The organism is Streptomyces sp. NPDC040545, assembly GCF_055595065.1.
On sequence record NZ_JBVIWA010000005.1, the window covers coordinates 206,119 to 226,656 of the forward strand.

19 protein-coding genes are annotated in these 20,538 nt (G+C 70.6%); 6 read left to right on the forward strand and 13 right to left on the reverse strand.

What is annotated here, in order from left to right; all coding sequences use genetic code 11:
* Positions 1–149: 149 nt before the first annotated feature.
* Complete coding sequence (locus ACZ573_RS13340) at positions 150–1,904, forward strand: ABC transporter substrate-binding protein (RefSeq protein ID WP_471303008.1); 1,755 nt, start codon at positions 150–152, stop codon at positions 1,902–1,904.
* A 66-nt stretch (positions 1,905–1,970) separates the two neighbouring features.
* Here ACZ573_RS13340 and ACZ573_RS13345 read toward each other — a convergent pair whose 3' ends face one another.
* Positions 1,971–3,161 (reverse strand): M6 family metalloprotease domain-containing protein, encoded by a 1,191-nt coding sequence (locus ACZ573_RS13345; RefSeq protein WP_471303010.1) that lies wholly within the window; start codon positions 3,159–3,161, stop codon positions 1,971–1,973.
* A gap of 101 nt (positions 3,162–3,262) precedes the next feature.
* On the opposite strand from ACZ573_RS13345, the gene ACZ573_RS13350 reads away from it, so the two are divergent.
* Complete coding sequence (locus ACZ573_RS13350) at positions 3,263–4,228, forward strand: LysR family transcriptional regulator (protein WP_471303013.1); 966 nt, start codon at positions 3,263–3,265, stop codon at positions 4,226–4,228.
* 116 nt (positions 4,229–4,344) lie between these two features.
* On the opposite strand, the gene ACZ573_RS13355 is transcribed toward ACZ573_RS13350, so the two are convergent.
* From ACZ573_RS13355 to ACZ573_RS13365, 3 genes are all read right to left on the reverse strand, one after another.
* The gene (locus ACZ573_RS13355; RefSeq protein WP_471303015.1) at positions 4,345–5,274 is read right to left on the reverse strand and encodes a hypothetical protein; all 930 of its coding nucleotides are present in this window, start codon (positions 5,272–5,274) and stop codon (positions 4,345–4,347) included.
* Between the two features lie 14 nt (positions 5,275–5,288).
* Positions 5,289–6,152, reverse strand: a complete 864-nt coding sequence (locus tag ACZ573_RS13360; RefSeq protein ID WP_471303016.1) for a papain-like cysteine protease family protein — start codon at positions 6,150–6,152, stop codon at positions 5,289–5,291.
* 317 nt (positions 6,153–6,469) lie between these two features.
* Positions 6,470–7,126: a hypothetical protein gene (locus ACZ573_RS13365; protein WP_471303018.1), complete on the reverse strand. Its 657-nt coding sequence runs from the start codon at positions 7,124–7,126 to the stop codon at positions 6,470–6,472.
* Between the two features lie 413 nt (positions 7,127–7,539).
* Here ACZ573_RS13365 and ACZ573_RS13370 point away from each other — a divergent pair, with 413 nt between their 5' ends.
* Positions 7,540–7,788 (forward strand): hypothetical protein, encoded by a 249-nt coding sequence (locus ACZ573_RS13370; RefSeq protein WP_471303020.1) that lies wholly within the window; start codon positions 7,540–7,542, stop codon positions 7,786–7,788.
* Positions 7,789–8,016: 228 nt separating this feature from the next.
* On the opposite strand, the gene ACZ573_RS13375 is transcribed toward ACZ573_RS13370, so the two are convergent.
* Together ACZ573_RS13375 and ACZ573_RS13380 are read right to left on the reverse strand one after the other, a co-directional pair.
* Positions 8,017–9,354: a class I SAM-dependent RNA methyltransferase gene (locus tag ACZ573_RS13375; RefSeq protein WP_471303022.1), complete on the reverse strand. Its 1,338-nt coding sequence runs from the start codon at positions 9,352–9,354 to the stop codon at positions 8,017–8,019.
* A 96-nt stretch (positions 9,355–9,450) separates the two neighbouring features.
* On the reverse strand, positions 9,451–11,514 hold the full coding sequence (locus ACZ573_RS13380) for an APC family permease (RefSeq protein ID WP_471303024.1): 2,064 nt from the start codon (positions 11,512–11,514) through the stop codon (positions 9,451–9,453).
* Positions 11,515–11,733: 219 nt separating this feature from the next.
* Here ACZ573_RS13380 and ACZ573_RS13385 point away from each other — a divergent pair, with 219 nt between their 5' ends.
* Together ACZ573_RS13385 and ACZ573_RS13390 are read left to right on the forward strand one after the other, a co-directional pair.
* Positions 11,734–12,402, forward strand: a complete 669-nt coding sequence (locus tag ACZ573_RS13385) for a potassium channel family protein (RefSeq protein ID WP_030016272.1) — start codon at positions 11,734–11,736, stop codon at positions 12,400–12,402.
* Positions 12,399–13,061, forward strand: a complete 663-nt coding sequence (locus ACZ573_RS13390) for a potassium channel family protein (RefSeq protein ID WP_266605851.1) — start codon at positions 12,399–12,401, stop codon at positions 13,059–13,061. Before ACZ573_RS13385 ends, ACZ573_RS13390 begins: the two co-directional genes overlap by 4 nt.
* Positions 13,062–13,343: 282 nt before the next feature.
* Here the strand turns inward: ACZ573_RS13390 and ACZ573_RS13395 are convergent, their stop codons facing one another.
* From ACZ573_RS13395 to ACZ573_RS13425, 7 genes are all read right to left on the reverse strand, one after another.
* Positions 13,344–14,084: a DUF3159 domain-containing protein gene (locus ACZ573_RS13395; RefSeq protein ID WP_471303026.1), complete on the reverse strand. Its 741-nt coding sequence runs from the start codon at positions 14,082–14,084 to the stop codon at positions 13,344–13,346.
* Between the two features lie 3 nt (positions 14,085–14,087).
* Positions 14,088–14,507, reverse strand: coding sequence for an OB-fold nucleic acid binding domain-containing protein (locus ACZ573_RS13400; RefSeq protein WP_094744607.1), 420 nt, complete (start codon positions 14,505–14,507; stop codon positions 14,088–14,090).
* Between the two features lie 24 nt (positions 14,508–14,531).
* The gene (locus ACZ573_RS13405) at positions 14,532–15,218 is read right to left on the reverse strand and encodes a response regulator (protein ID WP_266605846.1); all 687 of its coding nucleotides are present in this window, start codon (positions 15,216–15,218) and stop codon (positions 14,532–14,534) included.
* Positions 15,215–17,872 carry a DUF4118 domain-containing protein gene (locus tag ACZ573_RS13410; protein WP_471303029.1) on the reverse strand — a complete coding sequence of 886 codons (2,658 nt, stop codon included), beginning with the start codon at positions 17,870–17,872 and terminating at the stop codon, positions 15,215–15,217. Before ACZ573_RS13410 ends, ACZ573_RS13405 begins: the two co-directional genes overlap by 4 nt.
* A 183-nt stretch (positions 17,873–18,055) precedes the next feature.
* Positions 18,056–18,832: a DUF3710 domain-containing protein gene (locus tag ACZ573_RS13415; protein ID WP_301365783.1), complete on the reverse strand. Its 777-nt coding sequence runs from the start codon at positions 18,830–18,832 to the stop codon at positions 18,056–18,058.
* A gap of 1 nt (position 18,833) precedes the next feature.
* Positions 18,834–19,379: a dUTP diphosphatase gene (gene dut, locus ACZ573_RS13420; protein WP_150259936.1), complete on the reverse strand. Its 546-nt coding sequence runs from the start codon at positions 19,377–19,379 to the stop codon at positions 18,834–18,836.
* Positions 19,379–19,963, reverse strand: a complete 585-nt coding sequence (locus tag ACZ573_RS13425; RefSeq protein ID WP_327737880.1) for a PaaI family thioesterase — start codon at positions 19,961–19,963, stop codon at positions 19,379–19,381. Before ACZ573_RS13425 ends, dut begins: the two co-directional genes overlap by 1 nt.
* A 58-nt stretch (positions 19,964–20,021) precedes the next feature.
* On the opposite strand from ACZ573_RS13425, the gene ACZ573_RS13430 reads away from it, so the two are divergent.
* Positions 20,022–20,486, forward strand: a complete 465-nt coding sequence (locus ACZ573_RS13430; RefSeq protein WP_471303033.1) for a DUF3093 domain-containing protein — start codon at positions 20,022–20,024, stop codon at positions 20,484–20,486.
* Positions 20,487–20,538 lie beyond the last annotated feature (52 nt).

Consider the following 20,538-nt stretch of genomic DNA (forward strand, 5'->3'; position numbering starts at 1 on the left):
GACGCGGCCACCGGTGGCCGTGGAGCCCCCACTTACCCATAACTCCGCGCTATGGAGACGCGACAATTGTGGGTGCCATTTCACATAACTATGTTATCGGTCACATTCCAGCCTCCTGGGCTGCCCGACTGTTCACGGAGTGACCACTGATGAACAAGCGCACTCTCCACGCCGTTGCCACGGCCTTGGCGGCGACCGTCACACTCGGCATGGCCGGCTGTTCCAACGGCACCCACTCTGGTAACAGCCGGCAGGACAAGGACTCGAAGAACCCCGCACTCGCCAACGCGGGGGCCGCAGTCGGCGGCACTCCGCAGAAGGGCGGCACGCTGACCGTCCTGTCCAACCAGGACTTCACCCACCTCGACCCGGCGCGCAACTGGGTGATCGGCGACGTGGACTTCGGCACTCGGCTGCTCTACCGCACCCTGGTGACGTACAAGGCGGAACCGGGCGCCAAGGGCGGAGAGCTGGCCCCCGACCTCGCCGAGGACCTCGGAGTCTCCTCCAACGGCGCCAGGACCTGGACGTTCAAGCTCAAGAAGGGCCTCACGTACGAGGACGGCACCCCGATCACCGCGCAGGACGTCAAGTACAACGTGGAGCGGTCCTTCTCCCCCGACCTGCCTGGCGGCCCGGACTACGCCGCCCGCTACCTGGCCGGCGCCGAGGGCTACCGGGGCCCCGCCCAGGGGCAGCACCTCGACTCCGTCAAAACCCCCGACGACCACACGATCGTCTTTGAACTCCGCAAGCCCTTCGCGGAGTTCCCCAACTCCACCGTCCTGCCCACTTTCGCCCCGGTGCCCCGGGTCCAGGACAAGGGCCCCCAGTACGACAGCCGCCCGTTCTCATCGGGCCCGTACAAGATCGAGTCGTACGACCGGGACAAGCGGCTGGTGCTGGTACGCAACCCCCACTGGGACCCGGCGACGGACACCGTACGCAAGGCGTACCCGGACAAACTGGTCGTGGTGATGGGGCTGAGGGCCAACCAGATCGACGACCGGCTCATCGCCTCGGACGGCGTGGACGCCTCCGCGGTCTCCTGGGGCAAGCTCCGACCGGAGAGCGCCCCTAAGGTGCTCACCAAGGCCGACGTCAGGGCGCGGCTGCTGGCCGAGTCCACCAACTGCACCGAGATGGTGCAGATGCACACCGGCCGGGCCCCGTTCGACAACGTCAAGGCCCGGCAGGCCGTGCAGTACGCCCTGGACCGCGAGGCGGTGCTGACCGCCTCGGGGGGCCCTGCCCTCAACGACCCCGCCACCGCGCTCATGCCCGGCTCGCTCTTCGGCGGCAAGCAGCCCGACACGCTGGGGATCCCGGCCACGGGTGACGTGGGGAAGGCGAAACAGCTCCTGCGGGAGGCGGGCAAGCCGGACGGGTTCACGACGACCATCACCGTCTCCAACGGGGACAAGGGGGTCGCCGAGGCGATCCAGCAGTCCCTGGGCCGAGCGGGGATCAAGGTCACGATCGACGCCGTCGACCCGTCGGCCTTCTACGACACCATCGGTGACACCAAGAACCGCAGCGACCTCGTCTACACCGGCTGGTGCCCCGACTATCCCTCCGGCTCCACCTTCCTCCCCTTCCTCTTCGACGGCCGCTACATCAAGGAGAAGGGGAACTCCGGCAATCACTCGCTCTTCCGTGACGAGCCGACGATGAAGCGGATGGACGAGATCGCCGGCATGACCGACGCCGCGCAGGCCGACACGGCGTGGCGGCAGCTGGACGGGGAGATCCTCGCCAAGGCCCCGACGGCGCCCGCCGTCATCGAGCGCATGCCGCTGCTGGTCGGCACCAACATCGCCGGCGCCTTCGGGCACACGTCCTTCGGCGGCCAGCTCGACTACGCCACGATCGGGCTCAAGGACCCCGGTACGAGCGGAAACTGATGTGAGATCCCATGCCACCGCCCCGGGGATCGCTCGCGGGGTCGGGGCACTGACACGGGTACGCTCCTACGACTTCGTGATGCGTACGGTCTCGCCGTAGCCGTCGGCGGCGAGCATGTCGATCCGTACCCCGGCCGCCGCGTCGGTGAACGACTCGCCGGCCCAGAACGGGGCGTCGTCCAGCGGGCGGCAGCCGCCGACGGGTGCGGCGGCCGGCTTGGCGTCCATCACCCTGACCGGCCCCTCGCCGGTCCGCACGGAGGCGTCCACCCTGTAGATCAGGGCGCCGGTCGAGCAGGAGCTCGCGTCCGCCTGGATCCCGCGCCTGGACTCGACGACGTACGCGGTCGTGGGGCCGGTGCGGATCACCGCCATTTTGGTACCGCTGCCGTACTCGACCGCAGTGAGGTACACGGTGTCGCTGCCCTTCGTCGCCCGGCACACGACCTGGCCGTCCCCGGTCCAGCCGAGCTTCCAGGAGTGCCAGGCGAAGAACTGCGACCCACGGCCGCCGATCAGGCCCATCACGTCCCAACCGCCGATGAAGCGGTGGGCGTCGCTGCCCGCCTCGAAGGCGTACAAGTCGGGCAACCCGAAGGCGTGCGCGGTCTCGTGGGCGACCAGCTTGGCACCCCAGTGCCACATGTCCTGGCCGAAGGTCACCGCCCACTTGACCTGGCGGCCGTCGGCCACCACACCCGCCGTGCCCGGCTCGTACACGTACGTGGGTGTGAAGGAGATCGCCGCCGCGTTGCGGGTCGGCACGACGTACACCATGTCGTACCCGGAGAAGTCCACGTACCGATCGGCGGCCGCCACTGCATCCTTGACGTACGCCTCGTGCGTCTCGTGGGTCAGACCGCGCGCGAAGGCGTAGTCGGTGGAGGGGCGCGGCATGCGCACCCACCGCTGATGCTGGTCGATCGAAAGCCAGGTCCTGCCGTACGAGGCGTACCACAGCCAGTCCGCCCCGGGCGTGATCTGCGCCGAGTCTTCGCTCGGGGCCTCGGTGGCCGGCGCGTCCGGGAAGTCCACGAAGACCATGGCGACCTTGACGGTTCCGACGGGGCGCCGGAACACCGAGTAGTCCGTGTCGTGCCCCTCGTCCGTCCAGCCGGTGCTACCGCGCAGGGCGCAGGCCGACGGGCTGTCTGCGGCGCCGGCGGGTGGCGCTCCCAGCAGGAGGAGCAGCAGTGCGGCGGCCAGGGCGGGCAACAGCACCCCGCGCGATGTCGTCGGCCGATGGATGGGTCTCATGGACGCGCAACCTTCCCTTAAATGGTGTGTGACATTTCACATAAGCCTGACGGGATCCCACTCCTGTCCGAAAGCTGTCGCCGCTCCATAACATGCGCGGCATGGAACTGGAGGTACGGCACCTGCGGGTGGTGTGCGCGATCGCCGAGGCCGGCAGCCTCACCCGGGCCGCCGCCTCGCTGTCCATGACCCAGCCGGGCCTCAGCACACAGTTGCGTCGCATCGAGTCGATGCTCGGCGGTGTGCTCTTCGACCGGCGGCGGGCCGGAGCCACGCCCACGGCCTTCGGTGAGCTGGTGCTGGCCCGGGCCCACGCCGTCCTGCCGGGCATCGACGCGCTCCTCGCCGACACCGCCCGCGCGGCCCGCCACTTGGCGTCCCCGGACCGGGTCCGCGTCGGATCGGTCGGTGCTCCCCTCATCGGCCACCTCGTGCTGGCCATAGGGACGTTGCTGCCCGACGCCGAGGTGACGTCCCGGTGCCACTACTCCCCCGTCACGCTCCTGGACGACCTCGCCGCCGGCCGCCTGGAGGCGGCGGTCCTCGGCGACCACCCGGAGCAGGTCCTGCCGCCGCGCGACGGGGTGGTCCTCACCCCCCTGGTCACCGAACCCGTCTTCGCCCTGCTGCCCGCGGCCCACCCACTGGCCGGCCAGGAGGCCGTGTCCCTGACCGAACTCGCCGAGCACGACTGGGCGATGCCCCGGCCCGACGGCGACCGCACCCGCGAGTACTGGTCCTCGGTGTCCGCGCTGGCCGGCCGCCGGCCCTCCGCCCCGCACGAGGCCGAGGGACGCCAGCTGATCGAACTGGTCCGCGCGGGCCTGGCCGTCAGCCTCTGCCAGGCCACCTTCGCGGAAACCCCCGGCGTCACCGTCCGCCCCCTCGCGGGAAACCCGCTCTGGTACCGCCACGTCCTGGCCTGGCAGCGTGACGGCCCGCTGGCCTCACACGCCGACGACCTCTTGCGCACGGTGGCGGCCGGCTACCTGGAGACCTGCACCGCCAGCCCGGTCTACGCGGACTGGCGCCGCCGCCACCCGGCCCTGGCCCAGCCCTCCGCATGAACAGCAGGTCAGGCACCCTTCGCCACCTGCCGGGCGGCTGTCGCTGCGGTCATCACCCGCGCGGCAAAGGGGCAGGGGAGGCTGCGCACGGAGGGAGCCCGACCCTCATAGTCGGGTCAGCGGAGGCCCGCCGTCTGCCGGCGGCGCACGTACACCACCGCACCGCCGATCGCCGCCAGCGCTGCGGCCGCGGTGGCGGTGGCGGAGAGCGGCTGCCAGGACGCCTCGGCCGCCGGTGTCCCGGACGCGGCGGCGACCTGTTCCGGCTGTTCCTCCACGAGGCCGGCGTACCCGCCGGCCAGGCCCTTGCGGTCGTACTGCGAGCCGGGCATCTTGTCGCCGTAGCGGCTGGTGACCAGCTTCTGGTAGGCGGCGAGGGTAACGCCGCGCTTTCCGCCGAGGCCGGTGGTCGCTTCCTCGTTGAGCGGCTCGACCATGCCGTCGGCGGTGAGCCGGTACCAGGCGTGGATCTGCGGCTCGGTGAAGGTACGGGCCTGTGCGGTGCCGCGCTCGGCGAAGCCGACCTCGGCGTCCCCGTCCCGGATGCCGGCCAGCTGCCAGCCCTCGGCACCGACGTTCTGCGGGCCGCTTCCCGTCGTAGCGGCGTCCCCCTTGGGTGCGAGCAGTACGGCGGCGTTCTTGCCGTCGGAGGCGGTCACCCGGGAGGCCAGGTAGGAGAGCCGGATCGCGGTCTGCGGGGTCGCCTGGGTCTTGCCGGTCACGAACTCGGGGCTGATCTCGAACATCGGCACCGGGTCCTTGAGATCGAACCCGGGCGGCGCGGCGACCGCGGCGGGCGCGTTGCCGCGGGTGCCGCCGTCCGCGCCGGGGCCCGTGCCTTGCTGCCGGGCCGAAACCAGGAAGCGGGAGACCGTGTCGCGGAGTTGGTCGCTCCGGACGGCCTGCTGGGCGGACGGGTAGCCCGCGATGCCGTCGCCCTCCGCGGCCTGTGCAGGAACGATTCCGCTCAGGGCGGCGACGAGCGCGGCCGTGGCGAGGACGGCGGCCCGGACTGCCGTGTGCTTGGTGTGGCGCGTGATCTGCATGGTCGGCCTTCTCCTCAGCCCTGGATCCCGATGCGGGAGTGGGTCCACTGGAACGAGTTGTTGTTCACGTATGTGGCGTGGTTCCACCAGGTGTAGGTCTGGGTGGTCTGCCACGGGTCCCCGACCGCGACCATGTTGGTGGCGCTGTCGTAGCCGTAGATGACGTTCATGTGACCACCGCCGGTGCGCCAGCCGATCCGGACGGCGAACGGCCGGCCTGCGGCTATCTCGGCGACCGACTCGCTGAACGAGGCGTTGCGGTACAGGCTGCGGCCGCTGTTGCTCAGCCCCAGCCTGGCCAGGCCGTTGGCCATGTCTTCCAGCGTCGCGGGCTGGTTGTTGCAGTCCACCCAGGAGCCCTGGGCAGCGAGTTGGCAGAACTGCTCCTGGCTGACGGAGCGGCCCCAGTGCTTGGCGATGGTCACGCCGGAGGCGTCCCAGCACCACTGGGTCCTGACCTGCTTCTGCATGTCGATCTTGAGCGTCTTCGCGGTCGTGGGGGGAGGGGTGGGGTTCGGGTTCGGTCTCGAACCGCAGACCGGCAGGACCGTGGTGTTCTCCCTGATGAAGGCGTCAGCGATGTAGTACGAGCCGGTGTAGATCCACCGCGGGTTGTTCTCCACGGTGTCGCCAGTGGTCCGGCAGGACATCTGGACCCTGTCGCCTACCTTCGAGGAGCCGTTCACCTGGGCCGAGAGGGACGGCTTGGCCCGGTGGTTGACGGAGTTGTAGTTGCCCTGCCCGCCGATGACCGTGCCGCTGACCACATCGGCTTGGGCGAGCGCACCGAAGCCGAACAGCAGACCGCCGGAGAGTGCGGCGGTGACCGCGGCTATCAACGCCTTCTTGCGGCGGGACGCGCGACGTTTGTGCATCATGCTCCTTGATCTGAAAATGCGGGAACTTGCTTGCCCGGCAGCCGGATCGTCCGGTCTGCGCGACAGATGCCGAAGGGCGCCTGGCTCGGCGGCGGCACCGTCAGGTGATGGTCGGTCAGCCCGCTGGCACTGAACGGAACGGCGCAGGAAATTCACGGCCGGTACGCATTGTTGTGGTGCTCCCTGGTGCGGTGGGGATGCGAGGTGCTGCCACTGCTGCGGTGCGGTGCGGTGGAGGTGTGGTGCTGCGAGGGAGCCGGTGGACGGCCGCAGGGGGAACATGGCCGTCCGCCGGCGGTTGATCAGACGGTCGAAGGTCAGCCGACCTTCTGGACCGCCGTAGACGACGTGGACGCGGTTGCCGGTGCCGCGTCGCCGTCGCACTGGACGGTCTGCCCGGCGGGCCCGGCGGCCGTGGCCTTGCCGCTGCCGCCGGCGCGGTCCGGGGCCTCCGACGCCGGGGCCTTGGCGGATACCGCGTCGGCGGCGGGCGCGTCCTGAGGACGCCCGCTGACTTCGGCGGCAGCCACTTCGCCGGCCTGCGGGCGGGCCGGATCGGAAGCCTCGGCCTTCGTCTTGACGACGGGGGCGACGCCGGCCTTGATGTCGACGCCCTTCGGCGGGGCGTCGGGACCGTGGCTCCACAGCCCGGCTTCCGTGCGGTGGACGCCGACGCACTTGTCGCCCTTCGGCGCGGCCTTGAGGCCGTCGTGGACCATGCCGCGCCTCGCGTCGTTGGCGGACGCGGCCGCGATGGGTGCAGGCTCCGCGTCACGGGCCGGAGCGGCGGCCGGTGTGAGGACGTCCGCGGCTACGTCCGCGTGAGCGGCGGTTTCTGCCTGGGTGTTGTCGCCGAGCCCGAAGTAGGCGATGCCCCCCGCTAACCCCGCGGCCGAAGCCATGGCGGTGGTGAGGAGTATCAACCGGCGGGGCGTGCGCCGCTGTTCACCTTTCTCGCGACGGTAGACCGACATGCGCACCTCAAATTCTGGGACGGAGGAGTGGGTGCACGGAAGCCTGCCAGACGGGCACGGTGGAGAATTCGGACAAACAGGAATGGACGTCGAGATATCTGACTGTTACCTTGGCGGCCGAATCTGATGATCTATCAAGTAGCTTCGGCGACAGGGGAGTTAGGCGAATAGGTACGGATAGACCCAGGCCATTTCGGCGATGTCGTTATGGAATCGAGATAACCAGGCGAGGCTTGCTGACGGAAATTCAGTCAGCGATTCACCTAAATACCACCGGACGAATTCCCCCTGTTACGAGCGGTTACCTCTGGACGTCGCCCGCACCCTCACTCGGCACCGGCAAGCCGACGCTCTCCTCGGTGACGAGCCCCGATCCGTGCGGCACCTAAGGTGACCACCCACCCCTTGGAGGCGTGCACCAACGCACCGAACATCCCGTTCGCACGGTTGCCGGCCTACAGCCGCGCTCCCCCGCAGCCACCGATCAGTCGGTGGGTGACTTCGGAAATCCGGCCTTCTTCGCATCATTGAAGGACACCTCCGCCCTTCCTGACATCGCGCCCTCCGTTACACCGCCCTTCGCGCTGAACAGCCTCAGCGCCGACACCCCCGTCGTCGACCTCCCCGAACACGAACGGCTTCGGGTCTATTTCCAAAGGTGACCGAAGCCCTTGGTCAACTACGGAGCGCGAACGGGGCTAGGAGCACCTACCGCACCTCCCTGCAGACGAAAAGCCGCCTTCCCCACCAGGCTCGGCACCCGGTAGGGAAGGCGGCTTTTCATGCATGACGCCCCATCAGGAGAGGAGTCGATCCTGCGTCAGACGTGCGTCGAGACATCGTCCGTAACGCACGTAGCGCACATAACGCACACTCGACAAAAATGCAGGTCAGGCACCCTTTGCCGTGGGTTCAAGGATCGCCACGCACTCAACATGGTGGGTCATCGGGAACAGGTCGAAGACGCGGAGGGTGCGGACCTTGTAGCCGTTCTCCTTGAAGTAGCCCAGGTCGCGGGCCAGGGCCGCCGGGTCGCAGGCCACGTAGGCGATGCGGCGGGCCGAGAGGCCCGTGATGTGGCGGACCGTCTGCTTGCCGGCGCCCGCGCGCGGGGGGTCCAGGACGACCAGGTCGCATTCCGTGATCCCGGTCTTCGGGAGGATCTGCTCGACCTTGCCCTGCTCGATGCGGACCCGCGGGAAGTCCGCCAGGTTGTGGCGGGCGTCCTCCACCGCGCGCTTCGTCGACTCGATACCGAGGACGGCCCCGGTCTCGCCGAGGCGTTCCGCGAGGGCTCCCGCGAAGATGCCGACGCCGCAGTAGAGGTCGAGGGCCATCTCGCCCTTGCGCGGCATCAGGCCCTGCATGACGGCCTTGATCAGGGTGTCCGCGGCCTGCGGGTGGACCTGCCAGAAGCCGCCCATGCCCACGCGGTACGTACGGCCGTCCGCGCGCTCCCGTACGAAGGGGCGGCCGTGGACGCGGTGGACGCCGCCGTCCTTCTCCTCCACGCGCAGGACGGAGACCGGCTTGTCCAGCTCGACGAGGGGGAGGCGGCCGCCGGGGCGGGGGGTCAGGACGACCTGGCGGTCCTGGGATCCGGTCGCCGCGATCGCCTCGACCGTGGCCATCTGCGGCCAGTCCTGCTTCTCGATGCCCAGTTCGCTGACGCCCGGCGCCGCGATCATGCAGTGGTCGATCGCCTCGATCTCGTGCGAGCGGTGGCGGCGCAGACCGACGGTGCCGTCCTCGTCGATGGCGAACTGCACGCGGGTGCGCCACTGCGGCACCTGCCCGGCCGGCAGCTTGTCGCCCTCGGCCGGCATCACGGTGCCGTCCCAGCCGGCTTCCTCCGGGGTGAGCCCCGCGAGCCGCTTGAGCTGCTCGGCGACGACCTCGCCCTTGAGGCGGCGCTGGGCGCCGGGCTTGGCGTGCTGCCAGTCGCAGCCACCGCACTTGCCGGGGCCGGCGTACGGGCAGGGGGCCTCCACGCGGTCCTTGGAGGCGTCGAGCACGGTGATCGCGTCGGCGCGCAGGTAGCGGGAGTCCACGTCGCCCTCGGTGACCTTGGCGACGACCTTCTCACCGGGCAGGGTGTGGCGGACGAACAGCACGCGCCCGTCCTCGGTCCGGGCGATGCAGTGCCCGCCGTGCGCCACGGGGCCGACCTCGACCTCGTACTCCTCCCCGACCAGTGACTGCTTCTCGTTCTGCTCGGCGCTCGTCATGGTGGGGAGACACTCCAAAAACTGAAACAACGGAAAACGGCCGGACGACCGACCCACCAGTTTACGTGGATCTCGTCCGGCCGTTCACCAACCTGTTCAGCCCTTCGCGGTGGGCTCCTTCGGCGGCGAGGACCTGACGGGGCTGTCCACGGGGCCGCGGCGCACCGCACCCGGGGCGTTCCACTCCTGGCGCTTCTTGGCCCGCCGCTTGGCGAGCTCCGAGGACTCCAGCTGGTAGGGCACCGAGGTGACCATCACACCGGGGGTGAAGAGCAGCCGGCCCTTGAGGCGCAGCGCGCTCTGGTTGTGCAGCAGGTGTTCGTACCAGCGGCCGACGACGTACTCGGGGATGTAGACGCTGACCGCGTCGCGCGGGTTCTCGCTGCGCAGGCCCTTGACGTACTCGACCACCGGGCGGGTGATCTCCCGGTACGGCGAGTCGAGGATCTTGAGCGGGACGTTGATCCCGCGCCGGTCCCATTCCTCGCGCAGGGCCTTGGTCTCGGCCGGATCGACGCTGATGCTGAGCGCTTCCAGGGTGTCCGAGCGGGTCAGCTTGGCGAACGCCAGGGCGCGCAGCGTGGGCTTGTGGACCTTGGAGACCAGGACGATGGAGTGGACCCGGGAGGGCCGCACGCTGTCGTCGCTGGGGCCCTCGGCGGCGGCGATCTCCGCGGAGACGCGGTCGTAGTGCTTCCGGATCGCGCTCATCGTGCCGTAGAAGATCAGCATGCCGAGCAGGGCCACCCACGCACCGTGGGTGAACTTGGTGGCAAGGACGATGACCAGCACCATGCCGGTGAAGAAGGCGCCGAAGGCGTTGATCGCCCGGGAGCGGTGCATCCGACGGCGGGCGGCGGCGTCGTGCTCCGTCTTCAGGTGGCGGTTCCAGTGCCGGACCATGCCGATCTGGCTCAGCGTGAAGGAGACGAACACGCCGACGATGTAGAGCTGGATCAGCTTGGTCGAGTCCGCGTCGTAGATCCAGACGAGCAGGATGGCCGCGCCGGCGAGGAGCACGATGCCGTTGGAGAAGGCGAGCCGGTCGCCCCGGGTGTGCAGCTGGCGCGGCAGGTAGCGGTCCTGGGCGAGGATCGAACCGAGCAGCGGGAAGCCGTTGTACGCGGTGTTCGCCGCCAGGAAGAGCACCAGCGCGGTGGCCGCGGCCAGCAGGATGAAGAGGAAGCTGCCGTCACCGAAGACGGCCTCGGCCACCTGCGAGATCACCGGGTTCTGGATGTACCCGGGGCCGACCGGGACGCCGTTCGCCAGCAGGTCCTCGGCGGGGTTCTCGGCCATCCGCACGTCGCTGGCCATGGCCAGGCCGATGATCCCGCAGAACATGGTGACCGCCAGGCCGCCCATGTAGGCGAGGGTGGACGCGGCGTTCTTGCTCTTCGGCTTGCGGAAGGCGGGTACGCCGTTGCTGATGGCCTCGACGCCGGTCAGGGCCGCACAGCCGGATGAGAAGGCCCTCAGCAGCAGGAAGACCATCGCGAAGCCGGCCAGACCCTGTTGCTCGGGTTTGATCTCGAGGTCGGCGGTCGGCGCCGTCAGGGTCTCGCCGAGGACGATGCCCTTCCAGGCACCCCAGCCGATCATGACGAATACGGCGGCGACGAAGACATAGGTCGGGATCGCGAAGAGTTTGCCGGATTCCTTCACCCCGCGCAGGTTCATCAGCGTGAGAAGAAGGATCATGACGGTCGCCGAGAGCACCTTGTGCTCGATGACGAAATGCACCGCGGAGCCGAGATTCTCGACCCCGGAAGAGATCGACACGGCGACGGTCAGGACGTAATCGACGAGCAGGGCGCTCGCCACGGTGAGGCCGGCCCTGGGTCCGAGGTTCGTGTTGGCGACCTCGTAGTCGCCGCCACCGCTCGGGTAGGCGTGGACGTTCTGGCGGTAGGACGCCACGACGGTGAACATCAGTACGACGACCGCGAGCGCGATCCAGGGGCTGTACTGGTACGCCGACACGCCCGCGATCGACAGGACAAGCAGGACCTCGCCGGGGGCATATGCCACGGAGGACAGCGGGTCGGAGGCGAAGACGGGAAGGGCGATCCGCTTGGGAAGGAGTGTTTCTCCGAGGCGGTCGCTGCGTAGCGCCCGGCCGATCAGGATCCGTTTGGGCACGTCGGTCAGTTTGGACACGCAGAGGATCGTAAGCGTTCGAAATCAGACTGACGAACCCCCACCCCCTCATACCGCAATCCCGCCGCAATTCCTCCCCACCCGCAGCACGACTGCGGCGCAAGAGGCCCCATCGGTGACCGCCCGTGTGTAGCTTGGGCCATGGTCTGAGACCCTGTTAAACCAGAGCATGCAATGAGGCTGGGAACCAGCGAGTCGCTGACAGCCGGAAGGACGGCCGTGCACATCGTCATCATGGGTTGCGGAAGAGTGGGCTCCGCCCTCGCGCAAACCCTGGAACAGCAGGGGCATACGGTCGCCGTCGTCGACCAGGACCCCACCGCATTCCGCCGGCTCGGCGCCGGATTCGGCGGCCGCCGCGTCACCGGGGTCGGCTTCGACCAGGACACCCTGAGGGAGGCGGGAATCGAGGACGCGGGCGCCTTCGCCGCCGTCAGCAGTGGTGACAATTCCAACATCATCGCTGCCCGCGTGGCACGCGAGATGTTCGGCGTGGAGAACGTCGCGGCCCGCATCTACGACCCCAAGCGCGCCGAGGTCTACCAGCGCCTCGGCATCCCCACCGTCGCCACCGTGCGGTGGACCGCCGACCAGATGCTGCGCCGGCTGCTGCCCTCGGGCGCCGAGCCGCTGTGGCGCGACCCGAGCGGCGGGGTGCAGCTCGCCGAGGTGCACACTTCCGCCGCCTGGATCGGCCACAAGGTCAGCAAGCTCCAGGACGAGACGGGCGTGCGCGTGGCGTTCCTCACCCGTCTGGGCGAGGCGATGCTGCCCACGTCGGCGACGGTCCTGCAGGAGGGCGACCTCGTCCACGTGATGATGCGCACGGACGAGATCGACAAGGTCGAGGCGGCGTTCGCCGAGGGGCCTGAGGAGGCACACGCATGAGGGTCGCGATCGCCGGTGCGGGCGCGGTGGGCCGGTCCATCGCGGGCGAACTGCTGGAGAACGGCCACGAGGTGCTCCTGGTCGACAAGGCCCCGACCGCCATCTCGGTCGAGCGGGTGCCGCAGGCCGAGTGGCTGCTGGCCGACGCCTGCGAGATCACCTCGCTGGACGAGGCGGCGCTGCAGCGGTGCAACGTGGTCATCGCGGCCACCGGTGACGACAAGGTCAACCTCGTCGTCTCGCTGCTCGCCAAGACCGAGTACGGGGTCCCGCGCGTGGTGGCCCGCGTCAACAACCCGAAGAACGAGTGGCTCTTCAACGAGTCCTGGGGCGTCGACGTCGCCGTCTCCACGCCGCGTCTGATGTCGGCCCTGGTCGAGGAGGCCGTGAGCGTCGGCGACCTGGTCCGGCTGCTGCGCTTCAGCCACGGCGACGCCAACCTGGTCGAGCTGACCCTGCCGGCCGACTCCTCGGTCGCGGGCACCCAGATCAGCGACATCACCTGGCCCGAGGACACCTCACTGGTCACGATCATCCGGGGCAACCGGGTTCTCACCCCGCACGGGGAGGAGACCCTGGAGCCGGGCGACGAACTGCTCTTCGTGGCCGCCCAGGCCCGCGAGGAACAGCTGGAGGACCTCCTCCAGGCCCGCCGCTAGCCCTGCGGGCCTGCTCGATGACGAAGGGGGCGCGCCCGGCCGGGCGCGCCCCCTTCGGGCTTCCCGCACCGGGCCGCCGGCCCTACGGGCACACCCCCGCGCAGTGGCCTGCCCCGCGGGCGCCGGGACGCGCTCCTGCGGCGTGCGGGGGGCGGGGCGGGCGGCAGGGGCTCGGCCCTGCCAGCTCCCCCTGCGCCCGCGGGCCCGTACGGGTGCGGCAGGGCGAAGGGGGCGGGACCGGCCTTCCGGCCGGTTCCCGCCCCCTTCGTCAGCTGTGCGCCGTCAGGCCTTCGGCCCCTTGGCGGCGGCCTCCGCGGCCTCCTTGGCCTCCCACTCCGCGATCACGTCGATCGGCGGCGGCGCCTTCGCCAGGAAGACCCAGGTGAAGTACACGGCGAGCACCATCGGCGGGAGCTTCAGCGCGATCAGCACCCAGCCCAGCTGCGTCGCGTCCCCCCACCAGTACAGCGGGAAGAGGATCGCGTACTTGGCGAGGAAGATCAGGCCCCAGGCCAGGCTGGCCTTGACGTACGCCTTCTTGCGCCCGGGGTTGCGGGTGCGCCAGGAGAGGTTCTCCTTGAACACCGGGCCCAGGATCACGCCGAGCAGCGGGAAGCCCACCAGCGCCGAGACCGTGAAGGCCAAGCCGAGGCCGACGCCGTAGATCATGCCGGGCAGGTAGAAGCCCTTCGCACTGCCCGTGAACAGGGCGAAGGCCACGCCCACGCCCACGCCGAAGACGCCGCTGAAGGCGTGCTTGACCGTGTCCTTGCGCAGCAGCCGCACGATCACCAGCAGGACCGCGACCGCGCCGGCCGCGATGGCGGACCACTTCACGTCCTTGTTGATCGTGTAGATCATGACGAAGAGCAGCCCGGGCAGCATCGTCTCCACGGTGCCCCGGATGCCGCCGAAGGCATCGAAGAGCGCGGCCTGGGTCACGGCCTTCTGGTCCGCGGACGGCGCGGCGGCATGCCGCGGCCCGGTCGGTTCCGGGGTGGTCGGTTTGTCGAGTGACGTCACCGGTCAGTGCTCCTGTCCGAGCGGGCGGAGTTCGTACTTCGGGTTGAAGAGCACCCGACGGCCGTGGGTCATGGAGATGCGCCCCGAAGCAATCATGCGTCGGCCGGGCTCGATTCCCACGATCGAGCGACGTCCGAGCCAGACCACGTCGAGCGCGGCCGAGCCGTCGAAGAGTTCGGCCTCCAGGGCGGGGACGCCCGCGCGCGGCCGCAGGGTGACCGTACGCAGGGTTCCGGTCACCTTGACTATCTGGCGGTCGTGGCAGTCGCAGATCCGCGTGCACCCCGCGGCTTCTGCGTCCTCCTGCAGCTCCGCCGAATGCAGCTCCTCCTGGGAGGTGGACAGCCGCTCAATCATCCGGCGGAACCGGCCCGCAGGCCTGGCCGGCTTCGCGGACTTCTCGGGACGCGGTTCAGCACTCATAAAAGAAGCGTACCGGCGTGCCCACTACCGCTCGAAGCGGTATCCCATGCCCGGCTCGGTGATGAAGTGCCGCGGATGCGAGGGGTCCGCCTCCAGTTTGCGCCGCAGTTGGGCCATGTAGACCCGCAGGTAGTTCGTCTCGGTGCCGTACGAGGGCCCCCAGACCTCCTGGAGCAGCTGCTTCTGGCTGACCAGCTTGCCGCTGTTGCGGACCAGGACCTCCAGCAGGTGCCACTCTGTGGGCGTCAGCCGTACGTCGCGGCCTTCGCGCACGGCCTTCTTGGCGGCCAGGTCCACCGTGAAGCCGTCCGTCTCCACGATCACCTCGTCCTCGCCGGAGCCCGCGGCCGGCTCGGCCCGGCGTACGGCGGCGCGCAGCCGTGCCAGCAGCTCGTCCATGCCGAAGGGCTTGGTGACGTAGTCGTCGGCGCCCGCGTCCAGGGCCTCGACCTTCTCGTCGGAGCTGTGCCGGGCGGAGAGGACCAGGATCGGCACCCGGGTCCAGCCGCGCAGGCCCTTGATCACCTCGACCCCGTCCATGTCGGGCAGTCCGAGGTCGAGCACGACCACGTCGGGGTGGCGGGCGGCCGCGAGCTCCAGTGCGCTCGCCCCGTCGGCCGCGGCGTCGACCTCGTATCTGCGCGCCTTCAGGTTGATCACAAGCGCTCGGACGATCTGCGGCTCGTCTTCCACCACGAGCACCCGGGTCATTGAGGTCCTGCCTTCTGTCGCATCATCCGATCACGGTCGTGATCAAGTTCCATCGGTTCCATCGACTCCGCCGGCTCCGCCGTCGCGCCCTCGCCCTCGCCCTCGCCCTCGCCCTCGCCCTCGCCCACCGTGGCACGCTCCGGTGCCTCGCCGCCGTGCACCGCGCGCAGGGTGAGCACCATGGTCAGCCCGCCACCGGGGGTGTCCTCGGCCGTCAGGGTGCCGTCCATGGCCTCGGCGAACCCTCGGGCGACGGCGAGCCCCAGGCCCACGCCGGCCCCGCGTGGGGCGTCCCCGTACCGCTGGAAGGGGGCGAAGATCCGGTCCTTGGCCTCGTCGGGCACGCCCCGCCCGCGGTCGACGACCCGGACCTCGACCCGGTCGCCGAGGCAGCTGGCCGCCACCAGGACGGGCTCCCCCGCCGGGCTGTACTTGACGGCGTTCTCCACGACGTTGGCCACGGTCCGCTCCAGCAGCCCCGGGTCCACCGCCACCATCGGCAGCGCCTCGGGCACGTCCAGCAGCACGCTGTCCTCCGGTACGCCGCCCAGCGCCATCGGGACCACCTCGTCGAGGTCGATCTCCCGGATCAGCGGGGTGACGGTGCCGGTCTGCAGCCGGGACATGTCGAGCAGGTTGCCCACCAGGTGGTCGAGGCGGTCGGCGCCGTCCTCGATGCCTTCGAGGAGCTCGGCCCGGTCCTCCTCGCTCCACTCCACGTCGGCGGAGCGCAGGGAGCTCACGGACGCCTTGATGGAGGCGAGCGGCGTACGGAGGTCATGGCTGACGGCGGCGAGCAGCGCGGTACGGATCCGGTTGCCCTCGGCCATCCGGCGGGCCTCCTCGGCCTCGCCGACCAGCCGCTGGCGGTCCAGGACCACGGCCGCCTGCGCCGCGAACGCGCCGAGCACCCGGCGGTCCTCGGCGGGCAGCACCCGGCCGGACAGGGCCAGGGCCATGTGGTCCCCGATCGGCATGTCCACGTCGGCGTCCTCGGGCCGGGCGGCGGGGCCGGGGCCGACGCTGCCGGCCGGTTTCCAGGGCTCCACGTCGTTCGCCCGCTCCAGCAGGGCCACGGACTCCATGGCGAAGGTCTCGCGTACCCGCTCCAGCAGCGCGTCCAGCGTGGTCTCGCCGCGCAGCACGCTGCCGGCCAGGAAGGAGAGGATCTCGGACTCGGCGCGCAGCCGGGCCGCCTGGTGGGTGCGGCGGGCGGCCAGGTCCACGACCGAGGCCACGGAGACGGCGACCCCGAAGAAGACGGCGATGGCGACGATGTTCTTGGGGTCGGACACCGTGAGGCGGTGCAGCGGCGGCGCGAAGAAGTAGTTCAGCAGCAGCGAGCCGAGGGCGGCGGAGGCCAGGGCCGGCCAGAGCCCGCCGAGCAGTGCGGCCGCCACCGTCAGCGACAGGAAGAGCAGCATGTCGTTGGCGAGGCCGAGGTCGGCGTCGACGTGCGTGAGCAGCAGGCACAGCAGGAGGGGGAACACCGTCCCCACGACCCAGCCGGCGATGATCCGCGCCCGCCCGAGCCGGGCCGCCGAGCGCACCACGGGCAGGCCGCGCCCCTTGGCGACGTGCTCGTGCGTGACGATGTGCACGTCGAGGTCGGGTCCCGAGTCGCGGGCGACGCTCGCACCGACCCCGGGGCCGAAGACGTACTGCCACGAGCGGCGGCGGCTGGAGCCGAGGACGATCTGGGTGGCGTTGACCCCGCGTGCGAAGGCGAGCAGGGCGTCGGGGATGTTGTCGCCGATCACATGGTGAAACGTTCCGCCCAGGTCCTCTACCAGGGTCCGCTGGACCGCGAGCTCCTTCGGCGAGGCGGCGGTCAGCCCGTCGCTGCGGGCGATGTACACGGCCAGGATCTCGCTGCCCGAGCCCTTGGCCGCCATCCGCGAGGCCCGCCGGATCAGCGTGCGGCCCTCCGGCCCGCCGGTGAGCCCGACGACGATCCGCTCCCGCGCCTGCCAGGTCGAGCGGATGTCGTGCTCGCCCCGGTACTGCTGGAGGTACTCGTCCGCCCGGTCGGCCACCCACAGCAGCGCCAGCTCGCGCAGGGCGGTGAGGTTGCCCGGCCGGAAGTAGTTCGACAGGGCCGCGTCGACCTTCTCGGGCTTGTATATGTTCCCGTGGGCCATCCGCCGGCGCAGTGCCTGCGGCGACATGTCGACCAGCTCGACCTGGTCGGCCCGGCGGACCACCTCGTCCGGCACGGTCTCCCGCTGCCGGACCCCGGTGATCGATTCGACCACGTCCCCGAGCGACTCCAGGTGCTGGATGTTCACGGTGGACACGACGTCGATGCCGGCCCGCAGCAGCTCCTCCACGTCCTGCCAGCGCTTGGCGTTGCGCGAGCCGGGCACGTTGGTGTGCGCGAGTTCGTCCACCAGCGCTATGGCGGGCCTGCGGGCGAGGAGCGCGTCCACGTCCATCTCGGTGAAGGCGGCGCCCCGGTACGTCAGGGACTTGCGACCGACCTGTTCGAGGCCGTGGAGCATGACCTCCGTCCGCGGCCGGCCGTGGTGCTCGACGAAGCCGACGACGCAGTCCGCGCCCCGCTCCACCCTGCGATGGCCCTCGGAGAGCATCGCGTAGGTCTTGCCCACACCGGGTGCCGCGCCGAGGTAGATCCTGAGCTTGCCGCGTCCCATGCGCCCCATTCTCCGGGACGCCCACGCCGCACACGCACCGATCGGCGCCCCGGCCGCGATCCCTGACGGATCCCTGACGCGGGATGCCAGGGGGGCACACGCGGGTGGGCCCCACCCCGAAGGAGTAGGGCCCACCGGCCGAAATGCATGACGAGTCCCCCTGTGCGCGGGGGCCGTCCGAGGTCAGCGGACCTCGGTGATCTCCGGGCCTCGTTCGAGCTGGCCCATGCCGCCGCCGAAGCGGGAGCCTTCCTGGTCGTCCGTCTGCACGCCGTCCGGCACCATCTGGGCGTCGTTCGGCAGCTTCAGGACGATCGGGTCGCGGGGAGCCATCGGGCCGTCACCGCGGACGACGACGGTGTCCCGGAAGATCTGCTCCAGCACACCCGCCGACTCGGGGCGCACGGCGCCCTGGCCGGAGATGACGCCGCGCAGGAACCAGCGGGGGCCGTCGACGCCGACGAAGCGGACCAGCTGGGCGCCGGTCTGCCCGTCCGGGAGCGGTACGGGCACCTGGGCACGCAGCTCCCAGCCCAGGGAACCCTGGGCCTCGTCGATGATGCCGCCCTGCTGGGTGATACCCGCGGCGATCTCCTCGCGGACCTCGCCCCAGATGCCCTCCTTCTTGGGCGCGGCGAAGGCCTGCAGCTGCACGGCACTGTCGCCCAGGACCACGGTCGCGGCCACGATCGCGTCACCGGCGACCTCGACGCGCAGCTCCATGCCCTCGACGCCGGGTACGAGGATGCCGCCCAGGTCGACCCGGCCGTCGGCCGGGTTCCCGAGCACCTCGGAGACGTCCCAGGGGCCGTCGGGCCGCGGGGCCGGCGGCAGGTTCACCCGGCGCGGGGCGGCGCTCTCCTGCTCGCCCGCGTCGTCCTGCTCGGCGACGCCGTCTACGACCTGCTCGGCCGCGCCGCCGTCATGGGCGGAGTCGTTCTTCTTGCGACGTCCGAACACGTCACTGTCCTTCCCGGTCGGTTACGACCGAAGCGTAGCCATTCCCACCCTGCTGACCAGCCCCGGATCCGGCCACGGCCGCATGCCCGCCGGTGGAGCCGAAGCCCCCCTCGGCCCGGGCCGAGCCGGGAAGTTCCGCCACCTCGTGGAAGCGCACCTTCTCGACCCGCTGGACAACCAGCTGGGCGATGCGGTCGAAACGCTCGAACCGGACGCTCTCGCGAGGGTCGAGATTGACCACGATCACCTTGATCTCCCCACGGTACCCGGCATCCACCGTCCCCGGGGCATTCACGAGCGCGAGCCCGCAGCGTGCGGCCAGGCCGGACCGCGGGTGCACGAACGCCGCGTACCCGTCGGGCAGGGCGATCGAGACGCCGGTGGGCAGGACGGCGCGCTCGCCGGGCTCCAGCTCGGCGGCCTCGGTGGTGACGAGGTCGCAGCCTGCGTCGCCGGGGTGCCCGTATGCCGGAATCGGCACCTCCGGGTCGACGCGGCGGATCAGTACGTCGACCGGCCGGCGGGAATCGTGGTTGCTCTGGGACATCAGGGGTTCACCTCAAAGGCGCGTGCGCGCCTGACCTGGTCCGGGTCGGCCATCGCCGCCTGGATCTCCTCGGGCCGTCCGTTGTCGATGAAGTGGTCGACCTTCACCTCGATGAAGAGGGCGTCGGCACGTACGGCGACCGGGCCCTGCGGTCCGCCTATCCGGCCGACGGCCGTGCAGTAGATCTTCCGGCCGGCGACGGCGGTGACCTCGGCCTCCAGATACAGCACGGTGTCCACCGGCACGGGCCGTACGAAGTCGGTCTCCAGCCGCCCCGTCACCGCGATGACGCGCAGCAGCCAGTTCAGGGAACCCAGCGTCTCGTCGAGCGCGGTGGCGAGCACGCCGCCGTGGGCGAGACCGGGTGCGCCCTGGTGCGCGGGCCTGACGGTGAACTCGGCGGTGACGCGCACGCCCTCGCCCGCCCGGGCCTCCAGGTGGAGTCCGTGGGGCTGGCCCTCGCCACAGCCGAAACAGTGCTCGTAGTGCGCACCGAGGAGCTCACCGGGTGCGGGCGCGTCGGGGTGCCTGACCGGCGCGGCGGCATCGGCAGGGGGTGTCAGCGCTGTGTTTCGTCCACTCACAGCCGCGAACCTTACCCGCGCGGCTATCCACCGGTCGCCTCGTGGCAGGCTTGTCCGTATGCAGCTCTCCACCGCGCACCACGACGAACGTCTGACCGCCCCCCGCTCCTGGTGGGGCATCGCCGTCCTGGTCGGCCTCGCGTGCGCGCTGATGCTGCTGCCGCTGGGCACGACGGCGCTGCTGGCGGGGCTGGTCGGGGGCACCGCGCTGTCCGGGCTGGTGGTGAGTTCGTACGGTTCCGCGCGCGTGCGCGTGGTGGGCGGTGCGCTGGCGGCCGGTGACGCGCGGATCCCGGTGACGGCCCTGGGCGAGCCCGAGATCCTGGACGCCGAGGAGTCGCGCGCCTGGCGCACGTACAAGGCGGACACCCGCGCCTTCATGCTGATGCGCAGCTACGTGCCGACCGCGGTCCGCGTCGAGGTCACCGATCCGGCCGACCCGACCCCGTACGTCTACGTCTCCACCCGCCGGCCGCAGGCCCTGGTGGCGGCCCTGCTCGCCGCCCGTACCCAGGCGGCCTGACCGGCCCGTGGGACCGGCGGCCCGGCCGGGGCGGACCGCCCCGGCGGAGGAC

What these genes read in the sequence shown, in the direction of transcription:
- ACZ573_RS13430 (WP_471303033.1), top strand. Translation starts at nt 20,022, where the DNA reads ATGCAGCTCTCCACCGCGCACCACGACGAACGTCTGACCGCCCCCCGC.
- ACZ573_RS13355 (WP_471303015.1), bottom strand. Translation starts at nt 5,274, where the DNA reads ATGCAGATCACGCGCCACACCAAGCACACGGCAGTCCGGGCCGCCGTC.
- ACZ573_RS13400 (WP_094744607.1), bottom strand. Translation starts at nt 14,507, where the DNA reads ATGAGTGCTGAACCGCGTCCCGAGAAGTCCGCGAAGCCGGCCAGGCCT.
- ACZ573_RS13345 (WP_471303010.1), bottom strand. Translation starts at nt 3,161, where the DNA reads ATGAGACCCATCCATCGGCCGACGACATCGCGCGGGGTGCTGTTGCCC.
- ACZ573_RS13405 (WP_266605846.1), bottom strand. Translation starts at nt 15,218, where the DNA reads ATGACCCGGGTGCTCGTGGTGGAAGACGAGCCGCAGATCGTCCGAGCG.
- ACZ573_RS13360 (WP_471303016.1), bottom strand. Translation starts at nt 6,152, where the DNA reads ATGATGCACAAACGTCGCGCGTCCCGCCGCAAGAAGGCGTTGATAGCC.
- ACZ573_RS13410 (WP_471303029.1), bottom strand. Translation starts at nt 17,872, where the DNA reads ATGGGACGCGGCAAGCTCAGGATCTACCTCGGCGCGGCACCCGGTGTG.
- ACZ573_RS13390 (WP_266605851.1), top strand. Translation starts at nt 12,399, where the DNA reads ATGAGGGTCGCGATCGCCGGTGCGGGCGCGGTGGGCCGGTCCATCGCG.
- ACZ573_RS13350 (WP_471303013.1), top strand. Translation starts at nt 3,263, where the DNA reads ATGGAACTGGAGGTACGGCACCTGCGGGTGGTGTGCGCGATCGCCGAG.
- ACZ573_RS13375 (WP_471303022.1), bottom strand. Translation starts at nt 9,354, where the DNA reads ATGACGAGCGCCGAGCAGAACGAGAAGCAGTCACTGGTCGGGGAGGAG.
- ACZ573_RS13340 (WP_471303008.1), top strand. Translation starts at nt 150, where the DNA reads ATGAACAAGCGCACTCTCCACGCCGTTGCCACGGCCTTGGCGGCGACC.
- ACZ573_RS13365 (WP_471303018.1), bottom strand. Translation starts at nt 7,126, where the DNA reads ATGTCGGTCTACCGTCGCGAGAAAGGTGAACAGCGGCGCACGCCCCGC.
- dut (WP_150259936.1), bottom strand. Translation starts at nt 19,379, where the DNA reads ATGTCCCAGAGCAACCACGATTCCCGCCGGCCGGTCGACGTACTGATC.